This is a genomic window from Leclercia adecarboxylata (genome assembly GCF_006874705.1).
In the GTDB taxonomy this organism is placed as follows: Bacteria; Pseudomonadota; Gammaproteobacteria; order Enterobacterales; family Enterobacteriaceae; genus Enterobacter; species Enterobacter adecarboxylatus_C.
The window spans coordinates 3151065-3167480 of sequence record NZ_CP035382.1 but is presented as its reverse complement, the minus strand read 5'-3'; the positions used below and the strand labels follow the sequence as shown (position 1 = coordinate 3167480).

Annotated in this window: 14 protein-coding genes; 8 read left to right on the top strand and 6 right to left on the bottom strand. The window is 56.1% G+C overall.

Annotated features, from left to right (window positions below; genetic code table 11):
* Positions 1 to 5: 5 nt before the first annotated feature.
* From kdpC to kdpE, 3 genes are read left to right on the top strand one after another with little or no spacing between them, the layout of a single operon-like run.
* On the top strand, positions 6 to 581 hold the full coding sequence (gene kdpC / locus ES815_RS16035; protein ID WP_142488702.1) for a potassium-transporting ATPase subunit KdpC: 576 nt from the start codon (positions 6 to 8) through the stop codon (positions 579 to 581).
* Complete coding sequence (gene kdpD, locus ES815_RS16030; RefSeq protein ID WP_142488701.1) at positions 582 to 3257, top strand: two-component system sensor histidine kinase KdpD; 2676 nt, start codon at positions 582 to 584, stop codon at positions 3255 to 3257.
* Positions 3254 to 3931, top strand: coding sequence for a two-component system response regulator KdpE (gene kdpE, locus ES815_RS16025; RefSeq protein ID WP_142488700.1), 678 nt, complete (start codon positions 3254 to 3256; stop codon positions 3929 to 3931). Before kdpD ends, kdpE begins: the two co-directional genes overlap by 4 nt.
* An 81-nt stretch (positions 3932 to 4012) precedes the next feature.
* On the opposite strand, the gene pgm is transcribed toward kdpE, so the two are convergent.
* Both pgm and seqA read right to left on the bottom strand, forming a co-directional pair.
* On the bottom strand, positions 4013 to 5653 hold the full coding sequence (gene pgm, locus ES815_RS16020) for a phosphoglucomutase (alpha-D-glucose-1,6-bisphosphate-dependent) (RefSeq protein WP_106992357.1): 1641 nt from the start codon (positions 5651 to 5653) through the stop codon (positions 4013 to 4015).
* Positions 5654 to 5677: 24 nt separating this feature from the next.
* Entirely contained in the window at positions 5678 to 6220 is a 543-nt protein-coding gene (gene seqA, locus ES815_RS16015; RefSeq protein WP_142488699.1) for a replication initiation negative regulator SeqA, read from the bottom strand.
* A 183-nt stretch (positions 6221 to 6403) separates the two neighbouring features.
* Here seqA and ybfF point away from each other — a divergent pair, with 183 nt between their 5' ends.
* The 4 genes from ybfF to fur all read left to right on the top strand — a co-directional run bounded on the left by ybfF (position 6404) and on the right by fur (position 9017).
* On the top strand, positions 6404 to 7177 hold the full coding sequence (gene ybfF, locus ES815_RS16010) for an esterase (protein WP_142488698.1): 774 nt from the start codon (positions 6404 to 6406) through the stop codon (positions 7175 to 7177).
* A 128-nt stretch (positions 7178 to 7305) separates the two neighbouring features.
* Positions 7306 to 7593, top strand: a complete 288-nt coding sequence (gene ybfE, locus ES815_RS16005) for a LexA regulated protein (RefSeq protein WP_142488697.1) — start codon at positions 7306 to 7308, stop codon at positions 7591 to 7593.
* A gap of 155 nt (positions 7594 to 7748) precedes the next feature.
* Complete coding sequence (gene fldA, locus ES815_RS16000) at positions 7749 to 8279, top strand: flavodoxin FldA (RefSeq protein ID WP_032617056.1); 531 nt, start codon at positions 7749 to 7751, stop codon at positions 8277 to 8279.
* Between the two features lie 291 nt (positions 8280 to 8570).
* A complete protein-coding gene (gene fur, locus ES815_RS15990; protein ID WP_142488696.1) occupies positions 8571 to 9017 on the top strand; it encodes a ferric iron uptake transcriptional regulator in 447 nt (148 codons plus the stop codon).
* Between the two features lie 156 nt (positions 9018 to 9173).
* Here the strand turns inward: fur and chiQ are convergent, their stop codons facing one another.
* The 4 genes from chiQ to nagE form a co-directional block, all read right to left on the bottom strand.
* Positions 9174 to 9503, bottom strand: a complete 330-nt coding sequence (chiQ, locus tag ES815_RS15985; protein WP_142490072.1) for a ChiQ/YbfN family lipoprotein — start codon at positions 9501 to 9503, stop codon at positions 9174 to 9176.
* A gap of 47 nt (positions 9504 to 9550) precedes the next feature.
* Entirely contained in the window at positions 9551 to 10957 is a 1407-nt protein-coding gene (gene chiP, locus ES815_RS15980; protein WP_142488695.1) for a chitoporin ChiP, read from the bottom strand.
* Positions 10958 to 11392: 435 nt separating this feature from the next.
* A complete protein-coding gene (glnS, locus tag ES815_RS15975) occupies positions 11393 to 13060 on the bottom strand; it encodes a glutamine--tRNA ligase (protein ID WP_142488694.1) in 1668 nt (555 codons plus the stop codon).
* Between the two features lie 179 nt (positions 13061 to 13239).
* Positions 13240 to 15261, bottom strand: a complete 2022-nt coding sequence (gene nagE / locus ES815_RS15970; RefSeq protein ID WP_142488693.1) for an N-acetylglucosamine-specific PTS transporter subunit IIBC — start codon at positions 15259 to 15261, stop codon at positions 13240 to 13242.
* Between the two features lie 324 nt (positions 15262 to 15585).
* On the opposite strand from nagE, the gene nagB reads away from it, so the two are divergent.
* On the top strand, positions 15586 to 16386 hold the full coding sequence (nagB, locus tag ES815_RS15965) for a glucosamine-6-phosphate deaminase (RefSeq protein WP_142488692.1): 801 nt from the start codon (positions 15586 to 15588) through the stop codon (positions 16384 to 16386).
* The last annotated feature ends 30 nt before the right edge of the window (positions 16387 to 16416 follow it).

Here is a 16416-nt window from a genome sequence, read left to right as displayed (position 1 = left end):
ATCAAATGGCTATGTTACGTCCCGCTATACTGTTGTTTATTCTGCTGGCTCTGATGACCGGCGGCGTTTATCCGCTGGTGACTACCGCGCTGGGCCAGTGGTGGTTTGCCGACCAGGCTAACGGATCGCTTATCCACCAGCAGGGGGAGATCCGCGGTTCACGTCTTATTGGACAAGACTTTACCGCAGCAGGTTACTTTCACGGCCGTCCTTCCGCCACGGCGGAAAGCCCGTATAATCCGCTGGCGTCGGGGGGCAGCAACCTGGCGGGCAGCAACCCTGAGCTGGATAACGTTGTTCGCGCCCGCGTGGCCGCATTACGCGTCGCCAACCCGAATGCCAGCCAGGCGGTGCCGGTTGAGCTGGTGACCGCTTCGGCCAGCGGGCTGGACTACAGCCTGACGCCGCAGGCCGTCGCCTGGCAGATCCCGCGCGTGGCGCAGGCGCGTCAGCTCACGCCCGCGCAGCTTAGCCAGCTGATGGCGGAACATACGCAAAAACCGCTGTTCAGCGCGATGGGCGGCGCGGTGGTTAACATCGTTGAATTAAATCTGGCGCTGGACGCACTAAGGAAAAACTAAATGATCGACGAGCCTCAGCGCCCGGACCCGGACAAACTGCTGGAGCAGGCTGCCGCCCCCCATCGCGGCAAGCTGAAAATCTTCTTCGGCGCCTGTGCGGGGGTCGGCAAGACTTTCGCCATGCTCAGTGAAGCGCAGCGTCTGCGCGCCCAGGGGCTCGATATTCTGATCGGCGTGGCGGAGACCCACGGTCGCCAGGAGACCGCCGCCCTGTTGGCCGGCCTGGCGACCCAGCCGCCCCGGCGCATTCATCATCGCGGGCGTCTGGTGACGGAGTTCGATCTCGATGCCGCCCTCGCCCGCCGTCCGGCGCTGATCCTGATGGACGAGCTGGCGCACAGCAACGCCTCAGGCTCACGCCACCCTAAACGCTGGCAGGACGTCGAAGAGCTGCTGGAGGCGGGCATCGATGTCTTTACCACCGTTAACGTGCAGCATCTGGAAAGTCTTAACGACGTGGTCAGCGGCGTCACCGGCATTCAGGTGCGGGAGACCGTCCCGGATCCGTTCTTCGACGCGGCAGACGAAGTGGTACTGGTGGATTTGCCCCCGGACGATCTGCGCCAGCGCCTGCATGAAGGCAAGGTTTACATTGCCGGACAGGCCGAGCGGGCAATCGAACACTTCTTCCGCAAAGGCAATTTGATCGCCCTGCGTGAGCTGGCCCTGCGCCGCACCGCCGACCGGGTGGACGATCAGATGCGGGCCTGGCGCGACCGGCAGGGCGAGGAGAAGGTGTGGCATACCCGCGACGCCATCCTGCTCTGCATCGGCCACGGCAGCGGCAACGAGAAGCTGGTGCGTACCGCCGCGCGGCTGGCAGCGAAGTTCGGCAGCGTCTGGCACGCCGTTTACGTCGAGACCCCGCAGCTGCACCGTCTGCCGGAGAACCAGCGCCGCGCCATTCTCAGCGCCCTGCGTCTGGCCCAGGAGCTGGGAGCCGAAACCGCCACCCTGGCCGAACAGGCGGAAGACAAAGCCATCCTGCGCTACGCCCGGGAGCACAATCTCGGCAAGATTGTCATCGGCAGACGTTCTCATCGCCGATGGTTCAACCGGGACACCTTTGCCGACAGGCTGGCACAGCGTGCCCCCGATCTCGATCTGCTGATCGTCGCCCTGGATGACAAGCCCACGGCTCTACCCGCCAGGGCGCCGGATAACCGGTCGTTCAGTGACAAATGGCGGATCCAGCTGCGCGGCTGCCTGGTGGCGGTGCTGCTCTGCGCCCTGATCACCTTTATTGCCAGTCAGTGGCTACCCGATTTTGATGCCGCCAACCTGGTGATGATCTACCTGCTTGGGGTGGTGATTGTGGCGCTGTTTTATGGCCGCTGGCCTTCGGTACTGGCGACGGTAATCAACGTGGTCAGCTTCGATCTCTTTTTCATCGCCCCGCGCGGTACCCTGGCGGTATCGGACGTACAGTACGTCCTCACCTTTGCGGTGATGCTGGCGGTGGGCTTGCTGATCGGTAACCTGACGGCGGGGGTGCGCTATCAGGCGCGGATCGCCCGCTATCGCGAGCAGCGCACCCGCCATCTGTATGAGATGTCGAAGGCGCTGGCGGTGGGCCGCACGCCACAGGATATCGCGCAGACCAGCCAGCAGTTCATCCACTCCACCTTTCACGCCCGCAGCCTGATCCTCCTTCCGGATCGGGAGGGCAAGCTCCGCCCGCTGACTCCGGCCTCGGGAATGACGCCCTGGGATGAAGCTATTGCCCGCTGGAGCTTTGACAAGGGCCAGCCCGCCGGGGCAGGCACCGATACCCTGCCCGGCGTGCCCTGGCTTATTCTGCCGCTGCAGAATCAGGGGGTGGCGATTGTCGAGCCGTCCAATCTGCGTCAGCTGATGATCCCCGAGCAGCAGCGCCTGCTGGAGACCTTTACTCTGCTGGTCGCCAGCGCCCTCGAGCGGCTGGCGCTGACCGCCAGCGAAGAGCAGGCACGGTTAGCCAGCGAGCGGGAGAGCATTCGCAACTCGCTGCTGGCGGCCCTCTCCCACGATCTGCGCACGCCGCTGACGGTGCTGTTCGGCCAGTCGGAGATCCTGACCCTCGACCTGGCGGCAGAGGGTTCCCGCCACGCGCCACAGGCCAGCGAGATCCGCCAGCACGTGCTGAACACCACCAGGCTGGTGAATAATCTGCTGGATATGGCGCGGATCCAGTCCGGCGGCTTTAACCTGAAAAAAGAGTGGCTGACCCTGGAAGAGGTGATCGGTAGCGCCCTGAAAACGCTGGAGCCAGGGCTTGGTGGGCGGCATATCGCGCTCGATATGTCAGATCCGCTGGCGCTGATCCACGTGGATGGCTCGCTGTTCGAGCGGGTGCTGATTAACCTGCTGGAGAACGCCGGCAAATACGCGGGGAGCAGAGCGCAAATTGGTATTGACGCCAGCGTCAACCCCGACCAGCTCCAGCTGGAGGTGTGGGATACCGGCCCCGGCATTCCGGCGGGGCAGGAACAGGCTATCTTTGATAAGTTCGCCCGCGGTAATAAAGAGTCTGCCATTCCCGGCGTCGGGCTGGGGCTCGCCATCTGCCAGGCGATTGTTGAGGTGCACGGTGGCACCATCACCGCCCATGACCGTCCCGACGGGGGCGCCGGTTTTTGTGTTACACTGCCGCGCGATACGCCGCCCGAACTGAATGAATTCCCAGAGGATTTGTGATTAACGTTCTGATTGTTGAAGATGAACTCGCCATCAGCCGTTTTCTGCGCGTCGCGCTGGAAGGTGAAGGCCTGCGCGTACACGATGCCGGAACGCTACAGCGGGGCCTGATTGAAGCCGCGACCCGCAAGCCGGATCTGGTGATCCTCGATTTAGGTCTTCCGGACGGCGACGGCCTCGACTTTATCCGGGAAGTGCGCCAGTGGAGCCAGATGCCTATCATTGTGCTCTCGGCGCGTCTGGAGGAGACCGACAAAATTGCCGCGCTCGATGCCGGTGCCGACGACTATCTCAGCAAGCCGTTTGGCATTGGCGAACTGCAGGCGCGTCTGCGCGTTGCCCTGCGCCGCCACGCAACAACCTCCCCTGCCGACCCGGTGTATAGCTTCTCTGACATTCGCGTCGATCTGGCCTCGCGGCGCATTCAGCGGGGTGAGACGGAAATTCACCTGACACCTATCGAGTTCCGCCTGCTGGCGGTCCTGCTCAACAATCACGGCAAGGTGCTCACCCAGCGCCAGCTGTTAAGCCAGGTCTGGGGACCGAATGCGGTGGAGCATAGTCACTACCTGCGGATTTATATGGGGCACCTTCGTCAGAAACTCGAGGTGGACCCCGCGCGCCCACGCCATCTGTTAACTGAAACCGGGATCGGGTATCGATTTATGCTTTGAGCACAAAAAAGCCCGGTGGCGCTAGCGCTTACCGGGCCTACGAATACAACAAAACGGCAACCAGGTTGCCGTTTTTAATGATTATGCGTTTTTCAGCACTTCACTCACAATCTCCACCGCTTCTTTCTCGATCAGCTGACGGTGTTCGTCGCCGAGGAAGCTTTCACAGTAGATTTTGTACGCATCTTCGGTGCCGGATGGACGCGCTGCGAACCAGCCGTTCTCGGTCATCACCTTCAGGCCACCGATCGACGCGCCGTTACCCGGCGCTGCCGTCAGACGGGCAGTGATCGGATCGCCCGCCAGGGTGCTGGCGCTGACCATCTCTGGCGACAGCTTAGACAGCGCCGCTTTCTGGGCAGAAGTGGCAGAAGCCTGCAGACGATTGTAGCTCGGGGCACCGAAACGGGCTGCCAGCTCGTTGTAGTGCTCCTGCGGGTTCTTACCGGTGACGGCAGTGATTTCCGCCGCCAGCAGGCACATGATGATGCCGTCTTTGTCGGTAGACCACGGCGTACCGTTGAAGCGCAGGAAGGAAGCCCCCGCGCTCTCTTCGCCGCCAAAGCCAAAGCTGCCGTCGAACAGACCGTCAACAAACCACTTGAAGCCAACAGGCACTTCCACCAGCTTGCGGCCCAGGTCGTTAACCACGCGGTCGATCATGGCGGAGGAGACCAGGGTTTTACCCACGGCAACCTCTGCGCCCCACTGTGGACGGTGCTGGAACAGATAGTTGATCGCTACCGCCAGATAGTGGTTCGGGTTCATCAGGCCCGCCGGGGTGACGATGCCGTGACGGTCGTAATCCGGGTCGTTAGCGAAGGCGAGGTCAAACTTGTCGCGCAGCGCCAGCAGGCCGGCCATCGCACACTCGGAGGAGCAGTCCATACGGATCGCGCCGTCTTTATCGAGGTGCATAAAGCGGAAGGTCTGATCGACGTGATCGTTTACGATGGTCAGATCCAGCTTGTAGTGCTCGGCAATACGTTTCCAGTATTCGATACCAGAACCGCCGAGCGGGTCAACGCCCAGCTTCAGACCGGCTTTCTGGATCGCCGCCATATCGACGATATCCGCCAGCCCTTCAACGAACGGCTGCACCAGATCCTGCTCTTTCACGTGGCCGGAGGCCATCGCCTCGTCCAGGGAAATGCGCTTCACGCCATTCAGGCCGTCGGCCAGCAGGGCGTTGGCACGATCTTCCACCACTTTGGTGACGTTGGTGTCAGCCGGGCCGCCGTTCGGTGGGTTGTATTTGATGCCGCCATCTTCCGGCGGGTTGTGGGATGGCGTGATCACAATACCATCCGCCTGCGCGCCACCTTTCTGGTTATGCACCAGAATGGCGTTAGAGACCGCAGGGGTCGGCGTATAGCCGTTGTTTTCCTGAATCACGACGTCCACGCCGTTGGCCGCCAGCACTTCCAGTACGGAAATAAAGGCAGGCTCTGACAGGGCGTGGGTATCTTTACCGACGTAGCACGGACCGGTGATGCCATTTTTGGCGCGCTCTTCCGCGATGGCCTGAGCAATGGCCAGAATATGCGGCTCGTTAAAGCTGTGGCGTACCGCACTGCCGCGGTGCCCGGATGTACCAAACTTCACTGCGTGTTCTGCGTTACCCACTTCCGGCTTCAGCACATAGTACTGCGCGGTAAGCTGGGCGACGTTAATCAAATCGCTCTGTTGTGCAGGTTGACCCGCACGATTGTGATTTGCCATTGCCTGGTCCTTCTGATGCAAGGGTTAGATAGTGCCGCAAACCTTATCAGTCAATTCCGCCGGGAACTGCATGGATTGCATGATATGTTCGATCATGCTGCGCTTGCGTCCGGTATTGGTATTGGTGATCACCCAGTACGGTGTACCAGGCAGGTGCTTGGGCTTAGTTTGATTGCCATTCTGTAACAGCGTTTGCTCATCAGCCGCGAAATAGACGCGGGTGCGACCGTGAAGTGACTCAGTCGCGTCGGCAAACGCGTTGTTATCCAGTGAATAGAGTGTAGTCAGCACCAGCATAAAGCGGTTAACTGCTTTCTTCTGCTCAGCGTATTCGTCAGAAAGCAGCAATTCGCGCATCGCACGCACTTTGTCTTTTACCGGCGACAGCGGCTTTTCCTGCGCGACAGCAGCTGGCTGGCGCGTCTCTTTGATGGCCGGAGCGGCAGACTGCGAGGCGGCGGCAATTTTCAGCATGCGCCGTAAAATGTCGGACGCGCTCTCACCAATGTGCCGCGTCTGGCTGGCGATATACTGATAAAGCTCGTCATCAACTTCGATTGTTTTCATCTTAATCCAGTGCGATATCTTATCTGAATACAAGTCGTTGGGAGTATAAGGTCAAAACCCAACAGCGGATAGCGTCAAGCCAGAATGGCGGCAAAAGTCAGATTTAACTGTTTCCTTGCAGCCGGGCGGCAGAATGGTCAACATGATACCCTAACCTGACATACGTAAAAAAAGAACTTTGCCATGAAATTGAATACCCGAGCGCAATCTGCACAATCGCCGCACAATAATTCTCCCATCGTCCTGGTGCATGGCCTGTTTGGCAGCCTGGATAACCTTGGCGTGCTGGCCCGGGATCTGGTGACCGACCACGCGCTGCTGCAGGTGGATATGCGCAACCACGGTCTGTCGCCGCGCTCGCCGCAGATGACCTACGCCGATATGGCTCAGGATCTGCTGGATACGCTGGATGAATACAAGATTGAAAAGGCGATCCTGATTGGTCATTCAATGGGCGGCAAAGCGGTGATGGCGCTGACGGCAATTGCGCCAGAGCGAATTGCCGGCATGGTGGTGATCGACGTCGCGCCTGTGGATTATGACGTCCGTCGCCACGATGAGATTTTCGCCGCCATTAACGCCGTCACGGACGCCGGCGTCAGCACTCGCCAGCAGGCCGCGGCGCTGATGCGTGAACATCTGGATGAAGAAGGCGTGGTGCAGTTCCTGCTGAAATCCTTCGTTGACGGCGAGTGGCGCTTCAACGTGCCGGTACTGTGGGATCAGTATGACCAGATCGTCGGCTGGCAGGCGGTCCCGGCGTGGCCGCACTCTACCCTGTTCATCACTGGCGGCAATTCCCCGTATGTCACCGAAGCGTACCGCGATGCGCTGCTGGCGCAATTCCCTCAGGCCAAAGCGCATGTCATTGCCGGAGCCGGACACTGGGTTCATGCTGAAAAACCTGACGCGGTGCTGCGCGCTATCCGCCGTTACCTCGCTGACATCAATAATTGATTAAAAAGAGAGCGACTGGTCGCCGGCAGGCCTCCAGTCGTTGGCGTGCCGTTTTCGGTGATGTATGATGGCGCGCTTATCGCCCGGGCATTAGCAGGGTGTCTTGTTTCCCCCGAAGTCTCAGAATCATGGCCAAAGAACACACGGACCGCACGACAATAGATCTGTTCGCGAATGAGCGTCGCCCGGGACGACCGAAAACCAATCCGCTTTCGCGTGATGAACAGCTGCGCATTAATAAGCGCAATCAGCTTAAACGCGATAAAAGTCGTGGGCTTAAACGCGTCGAGCTGAAACTGAATGCTGAAGCCGTCGATGCGCTGAATGAGCTGGCGAATGCCCGGGAGATCAGCCGCAGTGAGCTTATCGAAGAGATGCTGATTTCGCAGCTCGATAAATGGCACGGCAAAGCGTAAGTCAGAAAACTCCCCTTCTTGTTGCTTTCATGTAGCACAGAGTGCAGTCCTGCGTGATAGCAGTTTCCGCAGGCTTCTCTGTTCTGCTATGATTGCCCTTATCCGTGGCTAAATTGCGCCACCATACCATTAAGTATCAAGAGGTTATTTTACTCATGGCAATCATCGGCATTTTTTTCGGCAGCGACACGGGTAACACCGAAAATATCGCAAAAAACATTCAAAAACAGTTAGGTAAAGACGTTGCCGATGTGCATGACATTGCGAAAAGCAGCAAAGAAGATATCGAAGGTTACGATATTCTGCTGCTGGGCATCCCGACCTGGTATTACGGTGAAGCGCAGTGTGACTGGGACGACTTCTTCCCGTCTCTGGAAGAGATCGACTTCAACGGCAAGCTGGTTGCCCTGTTCGGCTGCGGCGATCAGGAAGATTACGCAGAGTACTTCTGCGATGCCCTCGGCACCATTCGCGACATCATTGAGCCACGCGGCGCGGTGATTGTTGGTCACTGGCCAACCGCCGGTTACCACTTCGAAGCTTCTAAAGGTCTGGCCGACGACAACAACTTTGTCGGTCTCGCCATCGACGAAGATCGCCAGCCAGAACTGACCGCTGAACGCGTGGACAAATGGGTTAAACAGATCCGCGAAGAGCTGCACCTCGACGCCATCCTCAACGCCTGATGATGTCGCGGCGCAACGCTAAAGTTGCGCCGCATCGATAGGTAATTCCAATCAAAATAATTGCTACAAATTTTTAACTTTCGCTGCCATACCTGTACAATGATCCAGGAGTAAACGGGGAACCTTGTAACAACTTTGTTGGCGGTACCACGTTTTTATAAGCATACTTTACTTGAGACTTGCAGTTTTCATTACGTCATGGCAGTTCTATAATGAGACGCATTATCCCAGGTGCATTTTCTGTCACTTCTTCTTTAGAAGTGAATCGTTTAGCAACAGGACAGATTCCGCATGACTGACAACAACACCGCATTAAAGAAGGCCGGACTGAAAGTCACGCTTCCACGGTTAAAAATCCTGGAAGTACTTCAGGGTCCGGATAACCATCATGTCAGTGCGGAAGACTTATACAAGCGTCTGATCGACATGGGCGAAGAAATTGGTCTGGCTACCGTTTACCGTGTACTGAACCAGTTCGACGATGCAGGCATCGTTACGCGTCATAATTTCGAAGGCGGTAAATCCGTATTTGAACTGACGCAGCAGCACCACCACGATCACCTGATTTGCCTCGACTGCGGCAAAGTGATCGAATTCAGCGATGATTCCATCGAATTACGTCAGCGCGAAATTGCCGCACGTCATGGCATTCGTCTGACCAACCACAGTCTGTACCTGTATGGCCACTGTGCCGAAGGCGACTGCCGCGAAGATGACCACGCGCACGACGCGAAGTAATCTCTGCATAGACTCTGAGCCAACCTGACGGTTGGCTTTTTTTTGCCTGCCATCCTGTAAAAAAGCCCGGTGGCGCTGCGCTTACACGGGCCTACAAGGGTGAAATTACCCGTAGGCCCGGTAAGCATAGCGCCACCGGGCATGGCAAACAGCTGATTACTTCGCGTTATTACTGCGGATTTCCTGCCAGATTTTATCGCAGTTTTTGGTCACGTCCTGATTGTTACCCGTTTTACGCGCCTGGATACAGGCCTGATAATCCGCCACCCGGACGGTTTCCTGGGCCGCAAACTGTTCGTGCGCCTTCTCCTGGCGCAGCACGTCCAGCACGCTTTGACAGGCTTCGATCTTTTCTGGCGAACCTTCAGCGGTATTGATGCACGCGCTGTAGGCCTCTTTCAGACGGGTATCTTCTTTCTGGGTCTGTGGTTGTGCGCAGGCGGCCAGTCCTGATGCCAGCACCGCGACCAGTACGATTTTTTTCAGCATAGAGGTCTCCAGTCAGGCGGGGAGCGCCCCCGCCCGGATTGTCATCAGAAGATGGTGAACGGGGCGATAACCATGAACTTCACGTCACGCTCATCCTGGAAGATGTTGCCGTAGCCGCCGCCGTAGCTTGGGATATCGGAGTGGTTGTCATACTGCGTGAAGTGCAGTTTGAACATGGTCCCTTTTGCGCGCCCATCCTGCAGGGTGTAGATCGCATCCAGGCTGTAGGCAGATTCCTTGATCTTGTTGGAGGCGATATCTTCACGCTGACCGGCGCTGTTGATTAACCAGTCTGCCGGTTTCGCATCCCAGGCGTAGACATAAGACGCGCCGACGCTCCAGCCCGCCAGGTTCAAGTTACTCAGGTCATACATGGCCCCGAAGAAGACCGCCTTTTCGCCGTTGGCGTTAAAGTCGGAGCGGTTATCCCACCATACGTCCAGACGACCGTTGGATGACGCGTAGGTTGGGGTCATACGCTGCAGGAAGTAGCCCTGCTGGCCTTCAGCCTTGACGTAAGTTCCTTCCAGACGTAAATCGACCTGACCGACCTTGTAGCCCAACGTCAGCGCCTGCAGCCAGGCCGTACCGTCGTAGATATCGTTTACGGTGCCGCTGTCGGCTTTATCACGCGTGCCGTAGAACTGATAGGTAGTGGAGAGCGGGCCGCCCACGATATCAAGCTTGTAGCTGGCTTTGGCAAAGTACTGATCGATGAAGCCTTCAGCCTGGCCAAATGCGGCTTCCAGAATCAGGTTATTTTTGAAATCGTACTTCGCGCCGAAGGAGTGGAGATAGTCGACGCGGGTTTTTCTGTCATTCTGATAGAACTTGTCCATCTCGAGGTGCCACGGCGCTTTATACTCGTTGGTCCACATGTAAGAGAAACTCAACGCACCGCTATCGCCGTAGTCAAAGTTGGCTCCGGCTTCGGCACCCTGATAGGTACCCGGCATAAAGCTCCAGTGCGGCGCTAGCAGGGTTTGACCGGTTGGCTGAAGCCAGCCACCGCGTGCCCAGGCCGGGCCGTATTTGAATTTTGCTGCCGCTTTGTACAGGCTGATCCCGCTCTTATCACCGGACCAGTCCTCTTTATAGGCTTTATTGCTGGAGGAGAAGGCAATTTCGTTCGGGTGGCCGCTGTCGCCGTTTTCCGCCATTTCGATAGCAGTGAACGCAGCCAGATCAAGACCAAACATATCGGCGGCATAGCCGGACTGGAAATCAAGGTTGGCGTTCCAGGTGGAATGAGCCAGGTTGGTTTTATATTTGTCTGCATCGACATCTTTGCGGTCACGTTCACGCTGCCAGTAATAGACACCGCCCGTGAGGGTTGAATCATCGATGAAACCTTCGGCCTGGGCTTTCGGAGAAACCATCCAGCCTGACATTGCTGTAACACCGGCGATAGCCAGCGCAAGCGCACTACGTTTGCCACTAAACGTACGCATAATTAATCCTCTTTGACGTATTAAAAGCGCCTTAAACGGCGAAAAACAAAAAAGTAAAAAGTGGAGGCAACCGGAAATACCCGCTTACATCTCCTGTCCTTAGACTATTTTTCGCGACGCGAATTATCAATGCTTTTCAGCGATCAAAAGTCAGGATTATGACAAAGCGCACATATTTGGTTGCGGTTTGTAACAAAGCCAATGGGGAAGAATATTTATTTAAAATAATATTCAGAATGAGCGATTTATTTTTAATTAATAATAATTAAACAGCGCATCTGGTATCGATGACGGTTAATTTGCGAAAGGGAAGAGAAAGTAAACCGTTTTAAAAAATATAATTAATTCGCAACGCGAAGATTTAAAGGGTTAAGGGCATAATGGTCAGGCAAAAAAAACGCCGCATACGCGGCGTTTTTCAAAAGGAGAAAGGGATTACTCGCCCGCTTTCGCCCAAGTATCACGCAGACCGACGGTACGGTTAAATACCAGTTTGTCGGCAGTAGCATAGCGGCTGTCGAGGCAGAAGTAGCCTTCACGCTCGAACTGATACGCGTGACCAGCAACGGCAGCTTTCAGGGACGGCTCGGCAAAGCCCTGCTTGATCACCAGTGAATCCTGGTTAATCACTTCCAGGAAGTCCTCTGCGGCACCCGGATTTGGCACGCTGAACAGACGATCGTACAGGCGGATTTCAACCGGCAGCGCATGTGCCGCGCTCACCCAGTGAATAACGCCCTTCACCTTGCGACCGTCGGCCGGATCCTTGCTCAGGGTCTCAGCATCGTAGGTGCAGAAGATGGTGGTGATATTGCCTTCAGCATCTTTCTCGACGCGTTCGGCTTTGATCACGTAGGCATTACGCAGACGCACCTCTTTGCCCATCACCAGACGTTTGTACTGCTTGTTGGCTTCTTCACGGAAGTCGGCGCGATCGATCCAGATCTCGGCGCTGAACGGCACATCACGGCTGCCCATCTCCGGTTTGCTCGGATGATTTGGCATGGTCACCAGCTCGCTTTCGCCCTGCGGATAGTTTTCGATAACCAGTTTAACCGGATCGATAACCGCCATGGCGCGCGGGGCATTTTCGTTCAGATCTTCGCGGATACAGGATTCCAGTGACGCCATCTCAATGGTGTTGTCCTGCTTGGTCACGCCAATGCGTTTGCAGAACTCACGGATGGAGGCGGCGGTATAGCCACGACGACGCAGACCGGAAATGGTCGGCATACGCGGGTCATCCCAGCCTTCAACGTGCTTGTCGGTCACCAGCAGGTTCAGCTTACGCTTGGACATCACGGTGTATTCCAGATTCAGACGAGAGAACTCGTACTGACGCGGATGCACCGGAATAGAGATGTTATCCAGCACCCAGTCATACAGGCGACGGTTATCCTGGAACTCCAGGGTACAGAGCGAGTGGGTAATGCCTTCCAGCGCATCGCTGATGCAGTGAGTGAAGTCATACATCGGGTAGATGCACCACTTGCTGCCGGTCTGGTGGTGATCGGCAAACTTAATGCGGTACAGCACCGGGTCGCGCATCACGATAAACGGCGAGGCCATATCGATTTTGGCACGCAGACAGGCTTTGCCCTCTTCGAAGCCACCGGCACGCATTTTTTCAAACAGCGCCAGGTTCTCTTCTACGCTGCGATCGCGGTATGGGCTGTTTTTGCCCGGCGCGGTCAGCGACCCGCGGTATTCGCGGATCTCGTCAGCGGAAAGCTCGTCAACGTAGGCCAGGCCTTTGTTGATCAGCTCAACGGCATAAGCGTACAGCTGATCAAAATAGTCAGAGGAGTAGCAGATGTCGCCAGACCAGTTGAAGCCCAACCATTGCACGTCGTTCTTAATGGACTCTACGTATTCGATATCTTCTTTCACCGGGTTGGTGTCATCGAAACGCAGGTTGCATTGACCCTGGTAGTCCTGCGCGATGCCGAAGTTCAGGCAGATCGATTTCGCATGACCAATGTGCAGGTAGCCGTTCGGCTCCGGCGGGAAACGGGTGTGAACGGTAGTGTGCTTACCGGTGGCCAGATCTTCATCAATGATCTGACGGATAAAGTTGCTCGGGCGGGCTTCAGCCTCACTCATCGTGGATTCCTCAAAGCGTAAACGACGTATAACGGCATATGATCTTATAAGCCGGGCGTAGTGACAACCTTTAGTTACGCAAAAAAAGGTCTCTGAAGAGAATAATCGGGGCAATTGCTGCAAAAAAAAGCGGCGGGGATATCCCCGCCGCTCAGGCATTAACGCTGACTCAGGAGCACTTATTTGCCTTTAATTTCATACAGTGGTGTCTGACCGGCAACAACCTGACCCTGCGCCTTGATCACAAGGCCGCTGAAGTCGTCAATATTGCTGCAGACCACCGGGCTGATCATGGAGCGGGCATTGGCGTTCAGGTAGTCGAGATCCATTTCCAGAACCGGCTGACCGGCAACCACTTCGGCACCCTCTTCAACCAGGCGTTTGAAGCCCTGGCCACCCAGCGCAACGGTATCGATACCCATATGGACAACGATCTCCGCGCCTTTCTCTGTTTCCAGGCAGAACGCGTGGTTGGTGTTAAAGATCTTGACGATAGTACCGGCTGCCGGAGAGACCACGGTTTTATCCGTTGGTTTCACCGCTACGCCATCGCCCACTGCTTTGCTGGCAAAGGCTTCATCAGGCACCTGCTCCAGAGCAACCACTTCCCCGGTCACTGGCGAAACCAGCGCAGCGATGGTGGTGGCATTGGCAACAGCCTGTGGCTTAACCGCAGCAGGCGCAGCGGCTGGCGCAAATGTCGCTTCAGCAGCGGCAACCGGACCGGTGGTTTTCATTGCGTTGGCGATTTTCTCGGCCACAAAGCCGACGATAATCTGAACGCTGGTTTTGTTCAGGCGGATCACGCCAGACGCACCCAGGCGTTTCGCCATTGCTTCGTTAACCAGAGAAGAGTCTTTCACGTTCAGACGCAGACGGGTGATGCAGGCATCAATACCGGTCAGGTTGTCTGAACCGCCGACTGCCGCGATGTACTGACGCGCCAGGCCGGAAACGTCTTCCGTCGCGGTGCCGCTCACGTTCACGTCCTGACCATCCGCTTCGCTACCGGCGACAGCCAGCTCGCGACCCGGAGTCATCAGGTTGAATTTGGTGATGGTGAAGCGGAATACCACGTAGTAGATCACGAAGAAGGCCAGACCCTGCAGGATCAGCATGTACCAGTGAACCGCCAGTGGGTTACGGGACGACAGTACCATATCCACCAGGCCCGCACTGAAGCCAAAGCCGGCAATCCACTGCATGCTTGCGGCGATGAACACGGAGATACCGGTCAGCACGGCGTGGATGACGTACAGTACCGGGGCAACGAACATGAAGGAGAATTCCAGCGGTTCGGTGATACCGGTGAAGAAGGCCGCGAATGCGCCCGCCATCATGATACCCAGCACTTTTGCTTTGTTCTCTGGACGCGCGCAGTGGTAGATAGCCAGCGCCGCACCCGGCAGACCGAACATCATAATCGGGAAGAAGCCCGCCTGATAACGCCCGGTGATACCCACAACCGCTTTACCTGCTTCGATGGACTGTGCGCCGCCGAGGAAGTTAGGGATATCGTTAATGCCCGCAACGTCAAACCAGAACACGGAGTTCAGGGCGTGGTGCAGACCGACCGGGATCAGCAGACGGTTGAAGAACGCATACACGCCCGCACCGACGGAACCCAGCTTCTGGATGTGCTCACCGAAGTTCACCAGACCGTCGAAGATCACCGGCCAGATGTACATCAGGATGAAAGCGACAACAATCATCACAAAGGAGGTCAGAATCGGCACCAGACGACGACCGCTGAAGAAGGAGAGTGCTTTTGGCAACTCAACGCTACTGAAGCGGTTGTACAGTTCAGCGGAGATGATACCCACCAGGATACCCACGAACTGGTTGCTGATCTTACCGAAGGCTGCCGGAACCTGGTCCGCAGGGATCTTCTGGATCATGGAAACTGCAGCCGGGGAGCAGAGCGTGGTCAACACAAGGAAGCCCACGAAACCGGTCAGTGCCGCAGCACCGTCTTTATCTTTGGACATACCATAAGCCACACCAATGGCAAACAGTACGGACATGTTATCGATAATGGCAGAACCGGACTTAATGAAGAACGCGGCTAACGCGTTGTCCCCACCCCAACCCACAGGGTCAATCCAGTACCCGACACCCATCAGTATTGCTGCCGCTGGCAGCGTGGCGACCGGCACCATTAAGGCGCGGCCAACCTTTTGTAAGTAACCTAAAATGCTCAATTTGTTCCCCCTATGAGACCCCGTTAACAGTGTGTTCTCAGCTGTGTTTTTATTGTGTCACTAACTTGTAAATACAGTTGATGATTCACTGGCTGACTGAGTGTGTGGAAAATTAATTCGTATCGCAAATTAAACGCGTACTTTTTGTGAGTTTTGTCACCAAATATTGTTTATCACCCTCCCCTGCACTGGCAAACTGCCAAAACTTATTTTATGATACGAAAAATCAAGACGAATTGCCCCCTCTCGGTGTGAACCAGGTTAGTCTTAATCATACCCGGACAAGCAATCCGCCATCTTTTATGAAATCTTTAGAGGTGAATAATGAGACTGATCCCCCTGGCAACTGCAGAACAAGTCGGTAAATGGGCTGCCCGCCATATTGTAAACCGTATCAATGCGTTTAAACCGACTGCCGATCGTCCTTTTGTGCTCGGCCTGCCAACCGGTGGCACACCTCTTACTGCCTATAAAGCATTGGTTGAGATGCATAAAGCGGGCCAGGTAAGTTTCGAACATGTTGTCACTTTCAACATGGATGAGTACGTTGGCCTGCCAAAAGATCATCCGGAAAGCTACCATAGCTTCATGCACCGTAATTTCTTTGATCACATTGATATTCAGCCGGGAAATATTAACCTGCTGGATGGTAATGCGCCGGATATCGATGCTGAATGCCGTCATTATGAAGAAAAAATTCGCGCTTACGGCAAAATTCACCTGTTCATGGGTGGCGTGGGCAACGACGGTCATATCGCATTTAACGAACCGGCCTCGTCTCTGGCGTCCCGTACCCGTATCAAAACCCTGACCCATGACACCCGTGTGGCAAACTCGCGTTTCTTTGATGGCGACGTGAACCAGGTGCCAAAATACGCCCTGACCGTTGGCGTGGGTACCCTGCTGGACGCGGAAGAAGTGATGATTCTGGTGCTGGGCGGCGTGAAAGCGCAGGCGCTGCAGGCGGCCGTTGAAGGCAACGTCAACCACATGTGGACCATCAGCTGCCTGCAGCTGCATCCGAAAGCGGTAGTGGTGTGCGATGAGCCGTCCACGATGGAACTGAAAGTGAAGACGTTGAAATATTTCAACGAATTAGAAGCAGAAAACATTAAAGGTCTGTAATGTAACGCCGCCTCTGTTTGCAGAGGCGGG

What these genes read in the sequence shown, in the direction of transcription:
- glnS (WP_142488694.1), bottom strand. Translation starts at nt 13,060, where the DNA reads ATGAGTGAGGCTGAAGCCCGCCCGAGCAACTTTATCCGTCAGATCATT.
- seqA (WP_142488699.1), bottom strand. Translation starts at nt 6,220, where the DNA reads ATGAAAACAATCGAAGTTGATGACGAGCTTTATCAGTATATCGCCAGC.
- ybfE (WP_142488697.1), top strand. Translation starts at nt 7,306, where the DNA reads ATGGCCAAAGAACACACGGACCGCACGACAATAGATCTGTTCGCGAAT.
- kdpC (WP_142488702.1), top strand. Translation starts at nt 6, where the DNA reads ATGGCTATGTTACGTCCCGCTATACTGTTGTTTATTCTGCTGGCTCTG.
- fldA (WP_032617056.1), top strand. Translation starts at nt 7,749, where the DNA reads ATGGCAATCATCGGCATTTTTTTCGGCAGCGACACGGGTAACACCGAA.
- nagB (WP_142488692.1), top strand. Translation starts at nt 15,586, where the DNA reads ATGAGACTGATCCCCCTGGCAACTGCAGAACAAGTCGGTAAATGGGCT.
- kdpD (WP_142488701.1), top strand. Translation starts at nt 582, where the DNA reads ATGATCGACGAGCCTCAGCGCCCGGACCCGGACAAACTGCTGGAGCAG.
- pgm (WP_106992357.1), bottom strand. Translation starts at nt 5,653, where the DNA reads ATGGCAAATCACAATCGTGCGGGTCAACCTGCACAACAGAGCGATTTG.
- fur (WP_142488696.1), top strand. Translation starts at nt 8,571, where the DNA reads ATGACTGACAACAACACCGCATTAAAGAAGGCCGGACTGAAAGTCACG.
- chiP (WP_142488695.1), bottom strand. Translation starts at nt 10,957, where the DNA reads ATGCGTACGTTTAGTGGCAAACGTAGTGCGCTTGCGCTGGCTATCGCC.
- ybfF (WP_142488698.1), top strand. Translation starts at nt 6,404, where the DNA reads ATGAAATTGAATACCCGAGCGCAATCTGCACAATCGCCGCACAATAAT.